This window comes from Faecalispora anaeroviscerum (genome assembly GCF_947568225.1).
Classification (GTDB): domain Bacteria; phylum Bacillota; class Clostridia; order Oscillospirales; family Acutalibacteraceae; genus Faecalispora; species Faecalispora anaeroviscerum.
Genome location: NZ_CANOOQ010000001.1, coordinates 211434 through 232619 on the forward strand (window position 1 = coordinate 211434; position 21186 = coordinate 232619).

24 protein-coding genes and 1 tRNA gene are annotated in these 21186 nt (G+C 43.5%); 12 read left to right on the forward strand and 13 right to left on the reverse strand.

Features of this window, described 5'->3' with window-relative positions:
• Positions 1 to 3: 3 nt before the first annotated feature.
• Positions 4 to 1782, reverse strand: a complete 1779-nt coding sequence (locus tag QOS46_RS01080) for an ABC-F family ATP-binding cassette domain-containing protein (protein WP_283606621.1) — start codon at positions 1780 to 1782, stop codon at positions 4 to 6.
• A 191-nt stretch (positions 1783 to 1973) separates the two neighbouring features.
• Positions 1974 to 2405, reverse strand: coding sequence for a hypothetical protein (locus QOS46_RS01085; RefSeq protein ID WP_283606624.1), 432 nt, complete (start codon positions 2403 to 2405; stop codon positions 1974 to 1976).
• Between the two features lie 283 nt (positions 2406 to 2688).
• Between QOS46_RS01085 and QOS46_RS01090 the strand changes: the two genes are divergently transcribed.
• The 6 genes from QOS46_RS01090 to QOS46_RS01115 all read left to right on the forward strand — a co-directional run bounded on the left by QOS46_RS01090 (position 2689) and on the right by QOS46_RS01115 (position 7431).
• On the forward strand, positions 2689 to 3141 hold the full coding sequence (locus QOS46_RS01090; RefSeq protein ID WP_283606626.1) for a small, acid-soluble spore protein tlp: 453 nt from the start codon (positions 2689 to 2691) through the stop codon (positions 3139 to 3141).
• Positions 3134 to 3391 carry a small, acid-soluble spore protein tlp gene (locus tag QOS46_RS01095; protein ID WP_283606627.1) on the forward strand — a complete coding sequence of 86 codons (258 nt, stop codon included), beginning with the start codon at positions 3134 to 3136 and terminating at the stop codon, positions 3389 to 3391. The genes QOS46_RS01090 and QOS46_RS01095 overlap by 8 nt, the downstream gene beginning before the upstream one ends.
• A 70-nt stretch (positions 3392 to 3461) precedes the next feature.
• The gene (locus tag QOS46_RS01100) at positions 3462 to 4085 is read left to right on the forward strand and encodes an HDIG domain-containing metalloprotein (RefSeq protein WP_283606628.1); all 624 of its coding nucleotides are present in this window, start codon (positions 3462 to 3464) and stop codon (positions 4083 to 4085) included.
• A gap of 192 nt (positions 4086 to 4277) precedes the next feature.
• Positions 4278 to 5378 carry a PRK06851 family protein gene (locus tag QOS46_RS01105; RefSeq protein ID WP_283606630.1) on the forward strand — a complete coding sequence of 367 codons (1101 nt, stop codon included), beginning with the start codon at positions 4278 to 4280 and terminating at the stop codon, positions 5376 to 5378.
• 248 nt (positions 5379 to 5626) lie between these two features.
• Positions 5627 to 6619: a hypothetical protein gene (locus tag QOS46_RS01110; RefSeq protein ID WP_283606632.1), complete on the forward strand. Its 993-nt coding sequence runs from the start codon at positions 5627 to 5629 to the stop codon at positions 6617 to 6619.
• Entirely contained in the window at positions 6616 to 7431 is an 816-nt protein-coding gene (locus QOS46_RS01115; RefSeq protein WP_283606633.1) for a protein-glutamine gamma-glutamyltransferase, read from the forward strand. The genes QOS46_RS01110 and QOS46_RS01115 overlap by 4 nt, the downstream gene beginning before the upstream one ends.
• Here QOS46_RS01115 and QOS46_RS01120 read toward each other — a convergent pair.
• The 4 genes from QOS46_RS01120 to QOS46_RS01135 all read right to left on the reverse strand — a co-directional run bounded on the left by QOS46_RS01120 (position 7423) and on the right by QOS46_RS01135 (position 11511).
• The gene (locus tag QOS46_RS01120; RefSeq protein WP_283606635.1) at positions 7423 to 8967 is read right to left on the reverse strand and encodes a recombinase family protein; all 1545 of its coding nucleotides are present in this window, start codon (positions 8965 to 8967) and stop codon (positions 7423 to 7425) included. The genes QOS46_RS01115 and QOS46_RS01120 overlap by 9 nt on opposite strands.
• 184 nt (positions 8968 to 9151) lie before the next feature.
• Positions 9152 to 9520 (reverse strand): helix-turn-helix domain-containing protein, encoded by a 369-nt coding sequence (locus QOS46_RS01125; protein WP_283606637.1) that lies wholly within the window; start codon positions 9518 to 9520, stop codon positions 9152 to 9154.
• A gap of 148 nt (positions 9521 to 9668) precedes the next feature.
• Positions 9669 to 10913, reverse strand: coding sequence for an RCC1 domain-containing protein (locus QOS46_RS01130; protein WP_283606639.1), 1245 nt, complete (start codon positions 10911 to 10913; stop codon positions 9669 to 9671).
• A gap of 97 nt (positions 10914 to 11010) precedes the next feature.
• Positions 11011 to 11511: a hypothetical protein gene (locus tag QOS46_RS01135; RefSeq protein ID WP_283606641.1), complete on the reverse strand. Its 501-nt coding sequence runs from the start codon at positions 11509 to 11511 to the stop codon at positions 11011 to 11013.
• 60 nt (positions 11512 to 11571) lie between these two features.
• Here QOS46_RS01135 and QOS46_RS01140 point away from each other — a divergent pair, with 60 nt between their 5' ends.
• Positions 11572 to 11802 (forward strand): helix-turn-helix domain-containing protein, encoded by a 231-nt coding sequence (locus tag QOS46_RS01140; protein WP_283606643.1) that lies wholly within the window; start codon positions 11572 to 11574, stop codon positions 11800 to 11802.
• 122 nt (positions 11803 to 11924) lie between these two features.
• Here QOS46_RS01140 and QOS46_RS01145 read toward each other — a convergent pair whose 3' ends face one another.
• Positions 11925 to 12878, reverse strand: a complete 954-nt coding sequence (locus QOS46_RS01145; RefSeq protein ID WP_283606646.1) for a hypothetical protein — start codon at positions 12876 to 12878, stop codon at positions 11925 to 11927.
• 132 nt (positions 12879 to 13010) lie between these two features.
• Here QOS46_RS01145 and QOS46_RS01150 point away from each other — a divergent pair, with 132 nt between their 5' ends.
• From QOS46_RS01150 to QOS46_RS01170, 5 genes are all read left to right on the forward strand, one after another.
• Positions 13011 to 13247 carry a hypothetical protein gene (locus QOS46_RS01150; RefSeq protein ID WP_283606648.1) on the forward strand — a complete coding sequence of 79 codons (237 nt, stop codon included), beginning with the start codon at positions 13011 to 13013 and terminating at the stop codon, positions 13245 to 13247.
• A gap of 78 nt (positions 13248 to 13325) precedes the next feature.
• Positions 13326 to 13937, forward strand: coding sequence for a hypothetical protein (locus QOS46_RS01155; RefSeq protein WP_283606650.1), 612 nt, complete (start codon positions 13326 to 13328; stop codon positions 13935 to 13937).
• On the forward strand, positions 13924 to 14679 hold the full coding sequence (locus QOS46_RS01160) for an FtsK/SpoIIIE domain-containing protein (protein ID WP_283606652.1): 756 nt from the start codon (positions 13924 to 13926) through the stop codon (positions 14677 to 14679). The genes QOS46_RS01155 and QOS46_RS01160 overlap by 14 nt, the downstream gene beginning before the upstream one ends.
• Before the next feature lie 123 nt (positions 14680 to 14802).
• Positions 14803 to 15888 (forward strand): hypothetical protein, encoded by a 1086-nt coding sequence (locus QOS46_RS01165; RefSeq protein ID WP_283606654.1) that lies wholly within the window; start codon positions 14803 to 14805, stop codon positions 15886 to 15888.
• Positions 15851 to 16021, forward strand: a complete 171-nt coding sequence (locus QOS46_RS01170) for a hypothetical protein (RefSeq protein ID WP_283606657.1) — start codon at positions 15851 to 15853, stop codon at positions 16019 to 16021. The genes QOS46_RS01165 and QOS46_RS01170 overlap by 38 nt, the downstream gene beginning before the upstream one ends.
• Before the next feature lie 138 nt (positions 16022 to 16159).
• Here the strand turns inward: QOS46_RS01170 and QOS46_RS01175 are convergent, their stop codons facing one another.
• The 6 genes from QOS46_RS01175 to QOS46_RS01200 all read right to left on the reverse strand — a co-directional run bounded on the left by QOS46_RS01175 (position 16160) and on the right by QOS46_RS01200 (position 21162).
• Complete coding sequence (locus QOS46_RS01175) at positions 16160 to 17230, reverse strand: SAVED domain-containing protein (protein ID WP_283606659.1); 1071 nt, start codon at positions 17228 to 17230, stop codon at positions 16160 to 16162.
• 17 nt (positions 17231 to 17247) lie between these two features.
• The gene (locus tag QOS46_RS01180) at positions 17248 to 17712 is read right to left on the reverse strand and encodes a Mov34/MPN/PAD-1 family protein (protein ID WP_283606661.1); all 465 of its coding nucleotides are present in this window, start codon (positions 17710 to 17712) and stop codon (positions 17248 to 17250) included.
• A gap of 4 nt (positions 17713 to 17716) precedes the next feature.
• Entirely contained in the window at positions 17717 to 19453 is a 1737-nt protein-coding gene (locus tag QOS46_RS01185; RefSeq protein ID WP_283606665.1) for a ThiF family adenylyltransferase, read from the reverse strand.
• Positions 19454 to 19461: 8 nt separating this feature from the next.
• On the reverse strand, positions 19462 to 20475 hold the full coding sequence (locus tag QOS46_RS01190; protein WP_283606666.1) for a nucleotidyltransferase domain-containing protein: 1014 nt from the start codon (positions 20473 to 20475) through the stop codon (positions 19462 to 19464).
• A gap of 14 nt (positions 20476 to 20489) precedes the next feature.
• Entirely contained in the window at positions 20490 to 20633 is a 144-nt protein-coding gene (locus QOS46_RS01195; protein WP_283606669.1) for a DNA-binding protein, read from the reverse strand.
• Between the two features lie 442 nt (positions 20634 to 21075).
• A tRNA-Leu gene (locus QOS46_RS01200) sits at positions 21076 to 21162 on the reverse strand.
• Positions 21163 to 21186: the final 24 nt, after the last annotated feature.

The window sequence follows — 21186 nt, forward strand, 5'->3', positions numbered from 1 at the left end:
CAGCTATTTTTGTGCGGCAATTTTCTCCGCTAACTCCGTCAGGTAAAGCCAGCGTTCTGTTTTTGCTTCCAGATTTGCTTCCAGTTCCGCCTTTTGATCCATGAGCGTTTGCAGGCGAACGTAATCACTGGCGGATTGGCTAATTTCCGCTTCGCATTCGGAAATTTTGGCTTCCAGTGCCGCAATGTCGTCCTCAATGGTTTCAAATTCCCGCTGCTCTTTAAAAGAGAATTTCAGCTTTTGCGCCCTTTTGGGCAGCTCTTTTGGGGCGGGGGCTTCTTTTTTAGCGGCTGACTGCTGCAGCTCCTTCCGGTTTTCATCGTAGTCGGAGTAATTCCCCGGGTACCGGAGAATATCGCCGCCGTCGTTCACTTCGAAAATGGTCGTTGCAACCTTATCCAGAAAATAGCGGTCATGAGATACCGCGAGTACGGGGCCGGAGAAGGATTCGAGATAATCCTCCAGAATCGTCAGGGTTTCAATGTCCAGATCATTGGTGGGCTCGTCCAACAGCAGAATGTTTGGGGCCGCCATCAAAATACTTAAAAGATACAGGCGTCTGCGCTCACCGCCGCTTAATCTGCCGATTAGGGAATATTGCAGATCCGGCGAAAACAGAAAGCGCTCCAGCATCTGCGACGCGGAGAAGGTACCCTCCGAAGTTTTGATCTCATTCGAAACCTCGCAGATAAAGTCGTACGCTCTTTGGTTTGGGTCCAGTTCCCGGCACTCCTGCGAAAAATATCCGATTTTCACAGTGGAGCCGACCTCCACCGTCCCCTCATCCGGCACGAGCTGCCCCGCGATCAGGTTCAGCAGTGTGGATTTACCGGCGCCGTTTTTGCCGACGATGCCAATCCGGTCATTTCGTTCCATCAGATAAGAGAAATCCTGAAGCACCGTGCGCTCGCCGAAGGCCTTGGTAACGTGTGACAGCTCAATAATCTTTTTGCCCAGGCGGCTGGAGAATTGAGAGAGCTGAACCGTATCGTCTGTTTCCGGCGCGGCCTGCTCCTTGAGTGCTTCATACCGGTCAATTCGGCCGCGGCTTTTTGTGCTGCGAGCCTTCGCTCCCCGCATGATCCACTGGTATTCCTTGCGCAGAATTGCCTGCCGCTTCCGCTCGCTGGCCGCATCCATTTCAGACCGCTGAGCCTTCAGCTCCAGATACTTCGAATAATTTGCTTCATAGGTGTAGAGCTTGCTGTGAGAAAGCTCTACAATGTGGGTGACGACTCTTTCCAGAAAATACCGGTCATGGGTGACCATGATCAGCCCGCCGCTAAAGCGGGTCAGCCGCTGCTCGAGCCATGTGACCATTTCACTGTCCAAATGGTTGGTTGGCTCGTCCAGAATCAGAATGTCGGCAGGGTGAATCAGCGCGGTGGCCAGAGCCACTCGTTTTCGCTGCCCGCCTGATAACGTTCCCATTTTCGCGTCATAGTCCGTAATCCCAAGGCGCGTCAGCATGGATTTTGCCTCGTACTCCTTAAGGTCACGGAACTGTGCGGGGAACTCTGCAAACACCTGCTCCAGCACGGTGTAGTCGTCTTGAATGGGCGGATTCTGGGGAAGATAAGACAGCTGGACGTTGGGGTTCGTAGAAATCAAACCTTCATCCGGCGGCTCCACTCCAGCCAGAATTTTCAGCAGGGTGCTTTTTCCGGTACCGTTAAGCCCGATGATTCCGACCCGGTTCCCCTCGTTCAGGTACAGCGAAACGTCTTGCAGCAGCTGCTTCATCCCATAATTTTTAGAAATTTTTTCTGCGGATAATAGCATGGATTGCTCCTTTTCGTTGTCATATATTCTTAATTATAACACAGATTCGCGCCTATATCTATGTGGAGAAGCTACCGGGTTTAAAATATCAGCGGAGAATGAAAAAAGCTAACGATCCGATTCTCTTCTGCCATCGACTCAAACGAGGAAAATAAAAAAAGAGAGCATAGCGCTCTCTCCTGCGTAGGCAATCAGTCCAGCGGGGTATAAAAGAAGGTGGTATTGTCTACGATGCGGCACCATTTCTGATGCTCCAGTACATGGATGATATCGCCGCGCTTTGCCCCCTTGCCAATCGCCTTGGTGATGTCGGTAATACGAATCAGTTTATTTGCGTTCTGCTGAAACACGACAAGCAGCCGGTCTTTTAAATCATCCATAGCTGACGCTGTTTTTGCTTTGACCGGCTTCACACCGACCAGACACTCCGGGTGCTTCTTCAAATACAGAACATACACGGCTTTGATACGGCTGAGCAATGAGGGAGAGATCTGTATTAATTCCGGCAGCTCTTCAAACCGGCAGTTTACAAGGTCGCGCATCCATTTATAGCTATGCAGTTCGCAATAACGAAGAAAATCAGAATAGTTATCTCCGCAATAAATTTGCTTAATTTCGTCCATTACGTTCATCCTTTCGTTTTTATGGCATAAAAAATAATTATACTCGGATTTTTGATCAGACACAAGACTTAACTTTTACAGGATACGGATTATCGCTGAATCACTCTTCGTGTGAGGAAAGCGAGCGGATCGAATTCTGCCTAACGCCGCATCCGATGACGATGGGAAAATACGGGTCAGTCTCCGGGTTTATTTGGTTTGAAATTATCAGGGAGGAACCGTGATAAACCGCGCCCCTGCACCGCATACTAATAAAAAACACACGATGCAGGAGGGTCTCTTTGTGAACAGGGATGTATTAATTCAGCAGGTAAAGAGTGAATATGCGCGCTTGGCGGAGCTGGAAAGCCGTGAGCATATCACGGGTCGGTCTTACAGCGGCATGTCGCCCGAGGCGTATTATGAACGGACTTTAGAAAAGGCGATTCGTGATATTTCGGCCGGAAAGTACGACGACTGCATTTCCGGCCTTCAGGTAGTGGAGCAGATTGCCAACCACACAACAAAAGCCCAGCGAATTCAAAACGTCATTGAATCTACGCTGCACAATATGGAAATCGCGGAGGAAATCATTGCTTCGGAGCAGGACAACAAAAAATTACAGGATTTAAAAGTGGAAAACGAACGCCGGGCTGAGGCAATCCCTCAGATGATTCGCGAAATGAAGGAGGAGCAAGCTCGGGAGGAACTGGACGCCGACAGTCCTAATGTAATAGGAGGTGGAGAGAATGGATAACGACGCTGAGGCCATCAAAAAAATGCACGAGGAGCAGGGGCGTGAGAGAATCGGAAAACTCCGGAAAAAACTCAATATCACCAAGTACAATATGGAGGTTTCTTCAGAGATCCTCGCCGAAACCCCCTCAGACGCACAAAAAGAAAAGCTCGCCCAAAAAAATATACGGCGCCAGCACGGGATTGCAGGCATTGAAAAGGAAATTCAAGACATTGAGCAGGCGCTGGAGGAATCAGAACAGGAAAAGTAAAATTACGGGATTTGCTGTGGGCAGAGCATGATTCCAGATCGAAAACAAACACTAAATCCGGGGTGATGATTTGGCAAGAGGCAGTACCTTATTTGAAGAAATAGAACGGCATCTGCTTTTTGACGAAAAGCCGTCCCATTTCTTATCGAGTCTTACCAGTACCTCTGCTCTCAGCGAGTATCCGCTCAATATGCTGGAACGGCTGCAAAACACGCCGCAATCCCCTGAGCACCATCCGGAAGGCAGCGTATGGAATCATACTTTATTGGTGGTGGACGAAGCCGCAAAGGTGAGAGAAAAATGCAGCGATTCCCGCGCTTTTCTTTGGGCTGCGCTGTTACACGACATCGGCAAGCCCTCCACAACCATGCGCAGAAAAAGCAAAATCACATCCTATGACCATGACAAGGTGGGCGCGCAGCTCACAAAGGAATTTCTGAGCGTTTTTACAGCAGACACCCAATTTATTGAGCGGGTGGCCCGGCTGGTTCGGTACCACATGCAGATTTTGTTTGTGGTAAAGGATTTGCCCTTTGCTGATGTGGAGGGAATGAAGCGGGATACAGATATTCGGGAGGTCGCTTTGTTGGGGCTTTGCGACAGATTGGGTAGAAAAGGGGCCGACCGGCGGCTTGAAGAGAAAAATATCCAAACTTTTTTGAAAAAATCCGATCAGTACAACATGAAACAATAAACACTATAAAAGAACCCGCCGCTTTTAGAAAAGCGGCGGGTTCTTTTATAGTGCAGTTTCAAAGGAACTGTGATAGGCTCACAATCCGTTCCGTCAGGATTTTTATTTTTCAGAACAAAGGCACTGGGAATACAGCCCGCGCATAGTATGGTAAAAGAAATACACATATTGTGAGTATTGCGAGGTGCTACTATGGCAAATAGTATGGTTCGTCACATGTTCCCGGGAAACAATACCAGCCAAGGCTTTTTCTCTTATTTTGCTTATATACTGCCGCAGCCGCAGGCAAAGAGTATCTACTGCCTGAAAGGCGGCCCCGGTGTGGGCAAATCTACATTTTTAAAGCGCATCGGCGAGCGGATGGCGCTGGAAGGCTTTGATCTGGAGTACCTGCACTGCGCATCGGATCCGGATTCGCTGGATGGCCTGGTGATCCCAAAGCTGGGTGTTGCACTTGTCGACGGCACGGCTCCGCATGTAACCGACCCGGTGTACCCTGCCGCAGTGGACGAGATCATCAATCTGGGGGAGTACTGGGATGAGGAGGCCATCCGCAGCAATCGCGGCGAAATTGTGCGCATCAACGGGGAAATCAAGCGGCAATATAAACGCGCGTACAAATACCTTGCGGCTGCCAAGTGCCTGATGGATGATGTTTTAGAGACGTACGAAGCCGCGACAGACAAAGCCGGTTCGCTGCTGCAGGCGCAGTACATCATTGACAGGGAGCTGGCTCAGGTGCCGGTAAACGGCAGGCTGGGCAAAACACGCCGTTTGTTTGCCAGTGCCATTACTCCGGCGGGGATCGTAAACCATCCGGAGTCGCTGGTGGACGGTGCGGGCAAGGTGTATTCCATCGTGAGCCGGTGGGGCGTTGGCGTACACGAGATGCTGGAGAGGGTAGCAGCCGAGGCGGTCTTCCGCGGCCTGGATGTCGAGCTGTATTACTGCCCGCTCGCGCCTGAGACGCGCATTGAGCATATGCTGATTCCGGAGCTGAAGCTGGCATTCATCTCAGAGAAGGACGGTTTCGAGATGAAAGGCCGTAAGCAGACAATACTGGACATGACGCAGTACACAGACCTCAGGCAAACCGCACCGTACAAGGATGCGACGGAGTTCAGCGCCGGCACATTCCACCGGTTGCTGGAAGAAGCGATAAGCGCACTGGCTCAGACGAAAGAACTGCACGATGAGTTGGAAGGGTATTACATCCCACATATGGACTTTGGGCGCGTACAGCAAAAAGAGGAAGAGGTTTGCGAACAGATTTTGAAGCTGGCGAAGCGTTAGGCCAGAGTCAAATCCACAATTTGAGAAAATCAAAAAACCGCATGGTACTGAAATTTTCAGCATCCATGCGGTTTGTGCTTTGGGTTCCGGTAGTTTGAAAACGGTGTAGTTCAATTTATTTTTGCGTTTTCCGCCTTTTTAAGAATCAAGAACGCCCTGCCTTAATATCATGGAATAAGGCACTGAAGTCCTGTATCTTCCCGTCAACCCGGTTGCGGGCGGGAATCAAAGAAGATGGAGTTGATTTTATGAATGCAGATGATTTCAATGAGTATAGTTATCTGGATCAGATTCGGATCAACGAGGGAGCTGATCAATGCAAGAGTACTTTGAACGAGCTTTTTCAAAAAGATATCCGGCGCGCAGTTACCCTGCTCAACGACAATCGGCTGATGTTTCCCTGCCTATACATACTGCATGAACCAATCCTGCGGCAGCGCACCCAACGATATTTAAACACGCGCAATATGACTGCCTTGCAGATTACCAATCAAATCAGAGACTCGAAAGCGTCCGGAACCGATTATCTGTCCTCCAAGCAGAATTCAGTCTATCCTGTTCTCAAATGGATCTTGGAAACCGGCTTTGCCGAGGAAATTCCAGAGGATGATTATGAGGAAATACTCGACGTGGCCGTATCGGTATTAATCAATATTTATCATGACGCAGACATATTGCCGCTGGTGGTAGATCTGATTTTTAAACGCAACAGAAATGGGCGCTATATCCATGACCTGGTTTGGGCGCTTTTCCGTTTTCATGATCCCGAGGTATTGAAGCTGATCGCTCAGCGTCTGCGCTCTTCCGACCCGAAAGACGCGGACCTGGCCGCCGAGCTGTTGAATATCGACAAAACAGGTGTCCCGGCCGCGAAAGGCGATGGGGAAGGAAGGTACGAGGGTTATCTTCACTGGCTCGAGGAAAATCAGCCATACCTGTACTTTACGGAGGAAAGCTTTCAGTATAGCAGTAAGCCGATGTTCTGTGCTGTGGATCTGGAACGAAAATACTTGCAGAAAGGCTTTTCCTCCTACGAAAAACAGCCAATTGATTCGTTCAATGACGAAGAAAATAAAAGCATTGCTGCTTTTAAACAAGTGAGCGTCGAGGAGCAGAAAGCCTTATCGGAGTATTCGCAGAAAATTTGCAGCAAGAGTGTGCCGGCATGGAAGGAATGGCTACACGCGCCTGTCAGAGAACAGATTAGAGCCGCGAAAGCCGGATCGGAGGGAGACAAATGATCACAATATCCGGCTCTCCCTTTCAAATCTCTGAAATCATTGGAGACTACTCCGAAAACAGCGTGGAAAGACAGCTTTTGGAGCAGATGTCAAAAAGCACGGAAACTTACCGGTACGATACTCTGGAGCAGCTCAAATTTGAGCTTGCCATGCGCAGGGAAATCGTTGAAGCAGCAAAGAAGCTGAATCGCAGCGGGCTAAAATTCGCCGTTTTTCACAAGTCGGAATGTAACCCGGACTATTGGGAGAGAACGAGCAACGGCGGTTTCCTTCTCAAAAGCGGAGTGAAGCCCAGCGATGCCATCCGGGACATTTTTACAAACGGTCGAAAATACGCCACAGAATGCGCAACCGCGATGGTGATTTTGTATTACAAAGCTCTGTTGGAGGTTCTTCCGGAGGAAAAGTTCAACAGCTTGTTTCCCTCGATTTATCTAATGAATTGGCACAAGTTGGACCCTCTGCTCCGAGAGGCCGGGGCGCCCGAAACAGTCACGGATATCTTGCTGGGGGACCGGGGATATTTTAAAAACCCCGAGGTAGATCCGAAAGTCTCCGAATTGCAGGGCGAAAACGTCATCGTTCTGCCAGATGAATTGTACTACGGGCACGGTGTCGGGATCACCAGTGCTGACCGTATCATCCGCATGCTCAATGCCAACCGGATAGAGGACGCAACCCAGTCGGCTTATTTTATTGAGAATTCTGCGGCCCGTCCCGACTTTAAAAAGCTGGCAAATGCCTCCCAAGAACCCGCCTCGCGTCCCGCAATCCTGCATTGGCGGCCTTTCCCGCAGCCGATCTCAGGCTAGCTTGCATGCCCTGATGCGCCTGAAACATAGTTGCAACAGAAAAAAGGCCCACGAAACAATTAAGCTTCGTGGGCCTTTTGGTGCAGCACCCGCACTCAAACTCGAACACTCTATATCAGAAAAATTGATGGTTTTGCTTCCCTCTTTGTAGTTGAACATCAGCACTATTTTATCATCATAAAGATAAATTGCATTTACGAAGCTGTCAACCAGCCTTTGCCTGTGGGCGGGGTTGGTAACATCCAAGGCGCGAAAGCGGTGTAGCCAAAATAATAATTGCTCTTTCGTCAAAAGTGGCTTTTGCATTTCCTCTTGGATAATGGAAACTTCTAAGCTGCTTCTTGTTTCCTCCAGCTCGTCAAGCCGCTGCTTGGTGGATTGAGTAAGTATGCCTTGCTGAATGGCGTTGAGAATATTTTCAATGCCTTTTTCCGTTTCGATTAGCCGCTGTTTGAGCATTGGTAGCGTGGTATTTTCCCGCTTTTGAAAAGCAACTAATGTGTCAGTAAGGTCGTTCATCAATGCATCATCAAACAACAGCTTTACAATATGCTCAATGACAAGATTTTCAATCCAATCCTTTTTCACTGTCTTTTTGTGGCAGGCTTTTTTATATTTGGCGGTCACGCATTTATAATATTGGTGAATGGTCGAATTGCGGCTTGTTCCGCTTTCACCGCACATATACGCACCGCAGCACCCGCAAAACAGCTTTGTTGTCAGCAGATACATTTCCTCTTTGGCTTTTGCCCTCGCAGGAGCCTTTTTGTTTTTCTCCAGCCGTTCTCCTACCCGGTCAAATAAATCCTGCGGAATAATGGCGGGAACACCGTTCGGTGTGACGGTATTGCGGTATTTATATTCACCGATATAGCGGCGATTTTTTAGCAGCCGCTTCACGCAGTCAATTCTAAGCGGTTTGTTACGGTAGGTCTGTATGCCCTTGCTGTTGAGAAAGTCAACAAGCTGCTTTACCGTTGCCCCTTTGGCGTAACGCTGAAAAGCTTCAAGCACGATTGGAGCGGTTAAAGGGTCAATTTGAAAATTCTGTTCGTTGTCAATAGTGTAGCCAATCGGCAAGCCCCCACCGTTGTATTTGCATTTGAGGGCGTTTTCCGTTAGTCCTCTTATTACCTTTTCCGATAACTCGGCACTGTAAAACTCTGCATACCCCTCTAACAGACTTTCAAGCAAAATGCCGGTGCTGTCCTCGGATATGCTTTCGGTGGCAGAAACCACCTTTGCACCATTTTTCCGCAAGACAGTTTTATAATGTGCGCTGTCATAGCGGTTTCGGGAGAAGCGGTCTAACTTCCACACAAGCACTATATCAAACAAACCCTTTGCGCTATCCTTTACCATGTGCTGAAACTCCGGGCGGTGGTCAGTTTTTGCTGATAAAGCCCGGTCTATGTAAGTGCTTAAAACGGTGATTCCGTTCTTTTCGGCGTATGCCTTACATTCCCGAAGCTGTCCCTCAATACTTTCTTCCCGCTGATTATCCGAGGAATAACGGGCATAAATAACAGCATTCATTCCATTCACAACCTTTCGTAACTTTATGGGCGGTTTTCACAAACCCGCCACACAGGGGGCGTTCCCCTTATTTGTCGCTGATTCAAAAATTCCCTCCTGTCAAGGTCTGATTGTAAATCAGTTCATTTTAGCCTTGACTGGCGGGGACTTTTTGAATAACATCCGCAAGGGGAAACGCCCCGCCTTATTTCCTTTGTTCGTTTAACATCTGTGTTAGCATATCCCGCAATCTCTCGCTGACAGGGGACGAGGGGTCAAAACACATATCCACAAACTGCCGTAATTCCTTGTTGTCCCGTGTAATGGCTTCAACGACTTTTGGCTTATGCTCGTATAGCTTGCCCTCTGGCTGCTCTGTTCGAGCAAATATATAGTCCATAGAAACGTCAAAAAAATCAGCATACCAAAGCAGCAGTTTTAGTGGCGGGGAAGTCTGTCCGTTTTCATATCTATTAACGCTTGCTTGTGTCGCTCCCATCAGTGCGGCTATTTTAGCTTGTGATAGGTTCACACTCTCCCGCAAGCCCTTTAACCGTTGCGCTACCTCTTGCATAGTCAACGCCCCTTTCTTATAATGTGATAATACAATATATGAGTTGAATTGTCAACACGATAATTGCATAAAAACACAGGGCAATTAAAGTCAACACCTTAATTGCCCTGTCGATTTCATGTAATGGGGTTTTATGTTTTCGGAAAACTTATTTCAACTTGGCTGTCAGAGTGGAAATTTTCACCGGGGTGGTCTGCATAGCATATCCATATATATCCGTACTGTTGCTTGTGTTGCCGTTCCCCAATTCGCCACTGCGTCCACATGCCCATACGGAACTGTCCGTTTTAACGATAATGGTATGGAGCGTGCCACCGCTGACGGCTGCCACACCATCCATTAATTTGACAGGAAGGGTTTGCACAGGGAAGTCCCCACGGCCTTGATTTATCTTCTCATTTCCGACGTAACCATTACCCAACGCCCCTTGACCATTATCTCCCCACATCCATAGAGAGCCGTCGCTCTTGATAGCGGCGGTATAGCTACTGCCACAGCTAACAGCAGCGACATTATCCATCACCTTTACCGGGACTGTTGAGGTTTTTCTTGAGCCGTTACCCAATTGTCCATACTCGTTACCTCCCCACGCCCACAGCGAACCATCCGTTTTGACCGTAGCCGTATACATCATGCCGAGGCTGACAGCGGTTACGTTATCCATGACCTTGACGGGAACATCCTGCACAGCAATAGACCCATCTGGACTGTATGCTTCCTGATTGCCCTTTCCTCCGTTACCGAGTTCCCCGTTTTTGTTGTATCCCCACATCCACAGGGAACCGTCCGTCTTGATAGCGGCGGTATGCGCCCAGCGGCCGCAACTAACAGCAGATACGTTGTCCAGCACTTTTACCGGAATTGCAGAATTTCCGGGGACACCCTTGCCTAACTGTCCGTAGTTGTTATTTCCCCACATCCACAGGGAACCATCTTTCTTGATGGCGGCAGTATAGCCATTCCCACAACTGACAGCAACTACGTTATCCAATACTTTGACAGGGACTAAAGAATCTTTTGTGGAGTTGTTGCCTAACTGTCCGTCGTAGTTTCCACCCCACGTCCATAGAGAACCGTCCGTTTTGATGGCGGCAGTATGATTTTCGCCGCAACTGACAGAGACTACATTGTCCAGTACCTTGACCGGGACGGTTTGATATTTTCCGATGCCGTCTTGACCGTTCCCACCGCCGCCGTTACCTAATTGTCCCTCATAGTTAACGCCCCACATCCATAGGGAACCATTGGTATCTATCAATCCGGTATGGTGAATTCCCGCACTGACGATATTCGCCTGTCCTGTCTTGCTCATGTCATGCGCTGAAGCTGGAATAGCAAGACCTAAACACATTATCAGCGTTAGCGTGAGGGATAAAATACGCTTTTTCATCATAAGTTCCTCCAAATATATCCTTATGGGTTACATATAGTTCATTTTCATTTCTTTTATTGTAAAAAGAATGGCTCATAAAGTCAAACAATCTGTAACTTTATACACTCGCACTATCCTCGGTATGTGTGAGGATTTCCAGATTGCCACAGTATTTGCATTGGTATGTATCCTGATATGTTTTTCGTTTGCCGGGAATGTATTGGTCGTGAGTGCCGGTAACTTCCCGATTCAAGTTTTTTTGTTCCAGTTCCACAAGAACAGAAATTTTCTCTTGCTTTAGAACTTCTGTTTTTTGCAGCTTCAAAGCGTTCCAGCGTTTACAGGCGTGGCATTTGGCGTTCCACCGTTTCCACATCCAAATAGATAAAATAATCAAAACAGCCCATCCAAATACCATTACGGGATTAAATAAATCCTGATTGACTGATTGTATTTCGGAGTGTGTTCCTATACTTGTAATGATTTGTCCCGTCATTGCTATGACCGCGACCAGAAAAGAGTAAATTATACACGCTGCTCCGGTTCCAATAATCCATATCAGTTTTTTTATGCTTTCCCCCTCCCAATCATCCCATTTTATATGAGGAATATTCCTCATATTCGTTTATCGTCATTATATGTGATAATGAATATAAAGTCAAGAGGGGAGGGCGCGCCAATGGTTTCTTTTGAGCCGCTTAGAAAGCTGATGGAATATAGAAAAATCAGCACTTATTTTCTGAGAACCAAATGTGGTATATACAATTTGGACAGCAAGACTATCCAAAGGCTAATGAATGACGAATCTGTATCAACCAATACACTTGACGCTCTCTGCCAGATATTCAGTTGCCGCATTACCGATATTATAGAAATTTTGCCAGACCCTAAAAAAGAAAACAACGCCTAAGATACTGATTAGAAGTATCATGGGCGTTGTTTTTAGTTTAGAGGTATGCTTAGATAATCTAACCGACAAATAAATAAGTTAAGTAAACAGCTATTGTGGTTTTATATGCCGCAATGGCTGTTTCATTTATACTCCGCTCTGTACCATTTATTTTTAACATATTCTTTACTGGTGATGAAATCGAGTTTTTCAAGGGTTTTCCAACTTCTTGTTGTTTGCTTATCAGCTACTAAATTGTGTGCATCATATTCGACCATAAATTTGTTATAGGCTAAGGGATAGAAATTATTTAAGCAAGTCATAATCAGCTTTCTGCGCTTCTTGATTTTTTTCATAAAATGGTCTACGGCAGCACCACAATCCAAATGCGTATATTCTTTACATGGACTTTTTCTAGAGCAATATTTTTGTTTAAGTGTTTGTGTTGCAAAAGTTTTTTCGCAGTGTTCACACTTCCTAAATTGAAATTTATTAAAAAAAAGATAGTGTAACACAGAAAAAACTATATCCAAGGTTGAATGGCAGGTATAAACAAATCTGTGTTCCAAGTTTTCATTGTGAGCCAACATTGTTTCAAAATCGTAGTCGTAATTATATTCTAGGGGAATATATTGATATTTCTCTTTATCATATTTTTTTAATTCAAAGTATTCTGGATTCTGCTGTTTAAATTCTATCTGATAAGTAAATTCCAAACCAAAGAACTGCTTTAGCACTTCGAAATCAATCATTGTTAAATGTATGTTGTTGGTAATTATTTTACTTAATTCATCTAACATAAGAAAGTATCTTTTAAGATCGAAATACATTTGTGTTTTGGAACTATAAACAGTCCTTTGCTTAAAACAGAATGGGTGTTCCTGATGATTATCCTTAAAAGAAAAATCCGGTATATCGTTACTATGTTTTTTTTGAGGATTAGTTAACTCTATCGTATACAGCAAGTCGCATAGTATGGTAGACGGATCAAATTCAGATGAATTGACAATTAAACCGTTATCCCGCCTTTCTTCTAAAACGCCTAACAACTTATCTGTAGTGCGCAGAAGTTTAACTGTATAATTATTTTTTTCCATAAGGCCATCCTCAAAAGTTTCAATTTCAATCTTAATTATAATAGCAAAAAACAGTAAGGTCAATAGGCTTTCAAATGCGCTATTATAAAAATTAGAAAAGCGCTTTTCAATACAAATTAAGGAGATATTCACATGAAAGCAAAACTTCTTGGCGCTCGTGAATTGAATTTTCAGAGCGGTGACGGTACGGCGGTAAAGGGAATCCAGTTGTATATTAGCTTTCCCGACGAAAGTGTTGTCGGCGAAATGACAGACAAGCTCTTCCTGCGTGACGGCTTTGCTCTGCCCGCTTGCAAGCCGGGCGATATGCTCGACATCACATTCAACCGCAAGGGCAAGCCCGAAACGATTACACTCGTTGGCAAGTAAATCTTAAACCGCACAGCGTGTACCGCTTGGGGGGATTCCTCCCGGCGGTGCAACTGCGCTTTATGTGGAGGAAATAATATGGATTCAAAGAATATTTCTCATCAGAAAAAAGTTCTGGCGCAAAGACGGCGTAACCGTACTATCCTGCGGCTGCGCCTATGGTCAGGGATAAAAGAAGCGGTTAAAACGTGGAAGGGAATTTCAATTCTGCTGCTGTGTGCCGCTTTTATTTTACTTTGGAATATCCGTGATACGTTAGTACCTTTTCACAGCGATATATCGCTGCTGATTACTGTTTGGGGTTATATTATCGCCGTTTTCATCCCGCTACTGTTCCTGCTGTTTTTGGTTCGGCTGCTGCTTTTCTTAGGAACGCCGTTCCGGGCAAATGCGGTTGAAAGCAGCCTGCTGCAAATCGGTCTTGCCAACCGCTACGGATATGCCCCGGCGTTGATTTCATGCAAGCGTATCAAAAATACACAGGTCAGCGTGATGGCATTCTATTCACTTGGTGTGGCTATGGAAACATGGGAAACGCACCGCGCGGAAATACAGGATGCGCTCAATATCCATTTTGTGGAACCTATCAAGTATGGCGGCAGGAACGGACGTAACCGCAATATGATCATCATTACCGCTGTGCCGGGAGCCGAAATCCGCAGAGAAGATGTGCTGTATGATGAAGTCTGACGCGCCGAAGCTGTTGGCATTGGGATATGACTTGGACGCATGGAACGGTTATGGGGCTAAAATCCCCATAACCACCGACATTTCCCCGGCTGCAAACAGTCATATTCTCATTTGCGGCATGAGCGGCAGCGGAAAAAGTTATTTTGAAAACACCCTGTTTGCAAAGCTCATTATGGCAGAATCGGGCGGTGAATACCATTTCGCAGATTACAAGGGGGATAACAACTTTGCGTATTTGCGTGGTTGCCCGCGTTACTATGCCTACAAGTACTCGCTAGAAGCGTTAGATGCCGTATATGCCCGCCTGAACGCCCGACAGTCGGGAGAGGACGAAAGCAGCCATCCCATTACGCTGATCTGGGATGAATACATGGCAAATGTCTTGTCCCTTGTAAATGAGGATAAAAAAGCGGCGGCGGTGGTGATGAACAAAGTGAGCGAAATTTTACTGCTTGGGCGCTCCCTGTCTGTGCGCTTGATTACCGCCATGCAGCGCCCGGATGCAATTGCTTTTCCCTCTGGCTCACGCCTAAACTATGGCGTTGTAATCGTCCTTGGAGCGGCAATCAAGAGCATTTATGAAATGCTGCTGCCTGATTTCATGGAGCAAGTCAAAGGCCGTATGTTCGGGCAAGGTGAGGGTGTTGCGTTACTGCAAGGCTCGCAGTTGCATTTTATTAAGGTGGGAACGGTACAGAATTCCGAACGGATGCGGCAGATATGCGTAAAGGCCTTATCATAGCAACCACCCGCGCCGCCCGCCGCGCGAAGCGTAAGGCGGGCGAGCGCGGGTGTCTGGCTAGTATTACCCAGACACCTCTGTACCATCACAGCGAAAATTATCTCGCAAAGGAAGTGAGAACCTTTGAAAAAAGATACACGGCACAGAAAATATCTGCTTACAATCAATAATCCCGGTGAGGATTGGTCGCATGAAAAAACTCGTGCGGTGCTTGATAAAATGCAGCTAAAATACTGGTGTTTAGCTGACGAACGGGGCTTGCAGGAACAGACCCCGCATACTCATGTGTTCTTTGTCGCTAACAGTCCAATTCGCTTTTCTACCATCAAGGGCTGTTTTCCGACCGCCCATATTGACCCGGTTTGCGGCACTTCCGAAGAAAACCAGGCTTATGTTCAAAAGTCCGGGAAATGGGCAGAGGATGAAAAAGCCGACACCAGTATCCCCGGCACATTTGAGGAATGGGGAGTGCTGCCGACAGAAAGCCCCGGTCAGCGTACCGATTGGGATATTGCGCTGGCTATGCTTGAGGACGGTCACAGCGCAATGGATGTTATCCGTTCACAAACCCATTTAATGCGTTACCGCACCACTTTGGAGCAAGTCCGTCAGGAACTAATTGCGGAGCAATTCCGCGATACCTTTCGCATACTGGAAACGACCTACATATACGGTGCAACGGGGCTTGGCAAAACAAAGCTAGTCATGGAACGATACGGCTATGAAAATGTATGTCAGATAACCGGCTATCAGCATGGTTGCTTTGATAAATACCAAAGTGAGGATGTGATTGTTTTTGATGAATTTTCATCCGGTCTGAAAATTCAAGACATGAACAACCTTCTGGACGGATACCCGCTGATGCTGCCCTGCCGGTATGCAAACCGTGTGGCGTGTTATACAAAGGCGTACATTATCAGCAACATTCCGTTGGAATACCAATATGCAAATGTACGTGTGGAAACTCCTACAATCTGGAATGCTTTTATACGCCGTATTCACAAAGTTGTACATTTTACTGGCGAAAATCAGTATGACGAAATGACCACGAAGGAATATTTTTCGCCGCGTCAAAAAGCACTAGAGGGCTGGACGGAAATCAAAGATAAGGGTGATTTACCCTTTGATACAGATAATTGCAAAGAATCCAAGCCAATAGGGGGTGTTCCTAATGGCAAAAGCAAAAAATCAGGGAACAGCCATCCCTAAGCACGAGCTGGAAGCTCTCGCCGAAACGCTCTATCCCTCCATTCGGGAATTTTTTGAAAGCAAACAGGGGCAAGCGGAATTTAAGGCATGGCAGGAGCAGCAAACGGGGAAAACAGTGCACAAGCAAGTTTAATATGCTCATGAAATGAAAGAGAGATAGCCTAACGACTATCCCTCTTTCGCTTTAGCTCTATGAAAACACATAGTCGAACAATTCACCGATAAAGTGAATGTTCGGGTTATTTGTAAGTGAACTCTCATTTACAATATTTTATTTCTGAGAGATTATATCAGCCGCTTTCATATTAATGTATGCACTATCCCAATCCTTTTGAATGCTAATTCCCCAAGGATAGCAAGGTTCTTCTCCCTTTTTATAGTGATAGACAATTGTTTCAGGAATCTGGTTATTGTTTAAATATTGTCCCAACACAAAAGTAAAGTTCACCGATGTTGATAGGACTATATGGATTTTTTTGATGTTATACTGCTTGCATATTTTTCTTAATTCATCCGTAATTGCAGTACAGTATGAGATTATTTTTCGATAAGAGCTAAAAAAATCAGTTCCCATATTTATATCTGAAGCTTCTATCTCTAATGTATGCATTTCTGTCAAATTAAAGCATGCTAAGTCTACCTTACTTATTGGATATGTTGTAGCAATTGTAACTAATAACTCCTGAGATTTAGATTCTAGATTTTCTTGGTCAAACCTAGAAAAGTCATATTTATCCAAATCGTATTCACATAGCTCTCTGAATTTTTTATTACCTGAGCCTCTTTGATAACTATGTAAAAAATTCATATCCTTTAAACCAACCTGATAACCAAGTCTAAATATGAGCGGAGTGTGTGCTATCCCATAATAAAAACACTTTCTTCGTCTTATGGCTTTGATTTCTTGAAGTTTTGCATCTTGAAATCTTATCGCTTCCGGAATATTTGTTTCTATCAGATTTGAAATATCAATATTAATATATTTAAACCAGAATTTTTGTTTAAATGTCTCATCAATATCACCTATTGTGTATCCCAAAGATGAATGCTTAATCAATACAGCCAAAGGTCTATATAGCTTTTTTGTGAGTAGAATAAGAATGCAAAAAACAGTATATGTTATTACAATAAACTTAGCAATACTAGAAGATAAAAAGGCATTCAACCAAGGAAGAAAGGCGCACAAAGTATCATACATTTTACCATATGAGCCGATTTTAATATTATCTAAAACAGGTTTTCCAAATACAGTAACTATAAAGACTGGAGTGTCTATTGCAAAACTCCATTTTAGAAATCTATTTGGAATACTTTTTAAAGCATTGAAAAATTGTTTTACCAATGGCCTAATCTCCTATTCTAAGATTTTTTATTTAAAGCAATAATTTGACCTTGACTTACTGTCCAAGCCCTAATCTCATAGGTTCCTACAATAATAAAAAATAACCATTGTGAGTTCTTATCTCTTTCAGATATCTTTATCCAATTACGTTTATCGACAAATGAAGGGGTAGGCGAGGGTTCATTATGTGTATGCCATTCTCCTAAATAAGTTTTTGTATAATGTGAGTTTTCCCAAAGTGTATCCATGATATCTTGATGCCCTTTTTCACGTCTTGTAAACATAAATCTTGATTGGCGATCTTCGTGTTGAGGTTCGGTAATATCTGTAATCATAATTTTGTTCACCGCATGATTTAAGGTCCCTATTAATATTCCTCCTGATTCAAATTTGAATTTATTATTTTTTATATAGTTATCAAACTTACACTGTGCCAGTTCTTCTATTTCTAAAGTAATTAACTCTTCATAATAAAATATCATCAACTTACCCCTCAAAAGTTTTTGTACAAACAGGACAATTTTTGCTTGTATTTATTGCAGATTCAAAATATTTCTTCTGATGATTATTTGTATAAAATTCTGACACAGCAAATCCTTTCGACAAAAATTCGTCAGCATTACCAAACCAAGTTATTATTTGGTTATGCATTAGTTTACCGGTTAAGATTTCAATAGATTTCCTACTGGCATAAATAGCTGTTTGTTGTGAATCCAGACAACTATAAGGTACAAAAGAACTGCTGCAACCCGAAAGATTTTTTTTGAAAATTTGATCTGGTGCTACTAAACTTCCCCTAAAAGGAACAAGTTCACTTGATATAGGGTCAGTATATAAACATTGCATACATGAATGTTTATCTATATTCGAAATAATTACATGTCCTCCAATACCATATGGTTCATTAAAGCAACACAAAAACGGTGTGTCTATATTATGACTTACCAATATCTTGTTTATTTCTAAGTTTAAGGTCGGTTCCCCTAAAGCAGATATTATCAAATCATAGTGAGATAATCGAAGAGGTTCTTGAATAAACGCTTGTACCGATCTATCTGCAAAATTCATAGAATCAATATCGGCATAAAGGAATTTTGACTCCAACTCCTTTTTTACTAAATCTGATTTGTATTTATACTGATTTGGCTGTAAAGAGTCAAACCCCAGTAGATGCCGATGAATATTTTCCGCTTGAAAAAAATCGTCATCTAAAATATCAAGATTGGTTATGCCAACTTGACATAAATCATTGGCTATATATCCGCCTACTGAACCACAACCTAAAAGCAACACACTTTTATTTTTGAGCGAAGATGCTGCTCCCCCTCTCGATAGTAAATAGTTATAGTCAAGTCTTTCACAGAAGGTGTTTTCAACCTTACAGCTTAACGAATTTTCAATTTTACTAAATCTGCTGTTATTAAACTCTAAACGAAAACCAAATAATATTTCCCCATCTTTTGCAGGATATATTAAGAGTAAATAGCGAATAAAATGCTTGACTTTCTTATTAATGAACTTACGAAATTGACGCTTTACGGAAGATGAAGTATTTTCAGTAATATATCTACGAATAGTGCTCCACTTATACTGTTTAGCTAGCGGTATCATACTACTTGAATTTCGAATTCTTACAACTATACATGTTCTTTCGAAAGTATCCTGATCTATGGTAAGCTCGAAATTATTTTGAAGTATAGCTTCAGCTTCATTTTTTGTATTAGCAACAACACTGATTCCCTTAGAAATTACCATTGGATATTCTCCAAATAGAATATCACCGGTATTAAGACATGAGTATGTCTTTTTTGTTCTTACAGCCATCCAATAGGAATCAAATTCTCGGCAAACTTCATCGTTATATTTTTTGCTACCGGGGACAATATTCAATATTGTCATAGCTTGATCAAAGCAGTCTATAAGAATTTGACCTTCCATATTTTGTTTAACTAGAATTGCACTAGAATCAAATAGGCACAATTTTCCTGATATCCCAACATGAGCACGAAATATTGAAGTATCATCAACATATATTTCTGGAAGGGATAAAGGAAAATATTCAGAAAAAGAAATCCTAAGATGAAGATTCTCATTGGTTGCAAGCTTAACCAGACCAGAGTATTCACAAAGATACTTTGGTCTGGTAGAATCACAAAGTTCAAAATTAACATTACGCTTTAGATTGAGTTTGTTAACAATGTCTGCAATTTCCTCAAGACTCATAATTTATCCTATAGGGACGCCGATTCCGAAGTGCCGACCATACTTTTATCTACAGTTGACGGAAAATCATCACCGAAAACTTTAATCAAAATAGCGCAAGCATCTGAACGTTTATCTTTGCCTTTAACTTCATCTAGTTTGGTCACTAATGCAACTACTTTATCATAGAAGCTATTTAATTGCTTATCTGTCATTTTTTCAAAAAGATTGTTATTCGGTTCCACAGGTAAATTGATCGAAATTGTGTAATACCATTGAGTATCTGATTCATTCCATTTGTAAGAAAAAGAGTTCTTAATACTTACTGCTAAATTGTATAGGGCAGTGAAATCATCGTAAACTTCTTTTTGTTTAGCCCAATCATATGCTTTGGAAACTGAAAAGTAGTTATACGCAAGTATTGTAAGGCTAATTCCAGTAGGAGCTTCATTTCCATCAGATGAAAAATTGTGGGTTCTCCATTTTTTTAGATAACGGATAACTCTGCGAAATTGTTTTGCATCGTCATCTTTGTGTTTATCCTTTATAGTCGTAATCAATCCTTGAGGATCAGATACTTCCCATTTTCGGTTTTCTTCAGTAGAAAACTCTTTACCTTTGGCAATATACATTTTGCTATCATCATTTAATGCAGCATAAATAGCAAAATCCACATGATATATTGGCTCATCATCTTTTTGATATGTTACAGTAACACAAGACCGGCGAATCTCAACACTTTTTGTGTGACCATCCAATGCATCTCGTACCCATTTTTTTACTTTTATTGGATCGGTATAATCATCTTTATTGATGTTGAATTTAACTCCAACGTCAATATCATAATCGTCATCTTCCGGCTTAATGCCTGTCCCCATAGCATAACTACCCTGATTAAAAGTTGTGTATGTAGCAGCTTCATCACTAATATTATCTGACAATTTATTAAGTAAAATTTCTCTTTTTTCTCGAAGTATTGCATTCTCATCAGATAACTTTATTTTTTCATGAAAATCCAAAAATTCTTTTTGTAAGTTTATCACAATTACCTCTCCAATCATTTATTAATATCTTTGTATCTACCATCTTTAGGTTTCATCACATCCCTTAGGTATCGCCCAATTAACCCCAAACCGAACAGCACCCGGCGTGGAGTAATTGTCCATTTTTCCGCTGTTTCTTTCGCTGTCATATAATCCATTAAACTATCCTTTTCCGAATTAATTATTGTATATATTATATATCGTATTGGCTAACAATGCAATTAAGTTTATGTAGATTATGGAAATTTTCGGGTTAAGCAGCGTTTTCCATCCTATAGAGTAGTTCATAGATTCGGGCTTGTGTTTTTAGACACGCATAGTCTGCTCTTGATGTTCTCCAAGCACAATCTTGAAGTTCTTGCTGAAACACTCTATTCCGCCATTCGGTATTTTTTGAAAACGAATAGGGACAAGCAGCAGGGTTTAAGACATGCAGGAGTAACAAAAGGAAAAAGCAGCGAAAAATCAAAGTTAATTTATTAGCGGAACAACAAACGAGGGATAACCTATAAAAAGGCTATCCCTCATTTTGTTTCAGTTCAATAAAAACACAAACCCGAACGCTTCACCGATAAAGTGAATGTTCGGGTTATGTGCGTTTGGTGCCGGTGATCGGACTTGAACCGATACCCTGTCGCCAGGACTGGATTTTGAGTCCAGCGCGTCTGCCAATTTCACCACACCGGCAAGAACAATGTGGCTTATTATAAA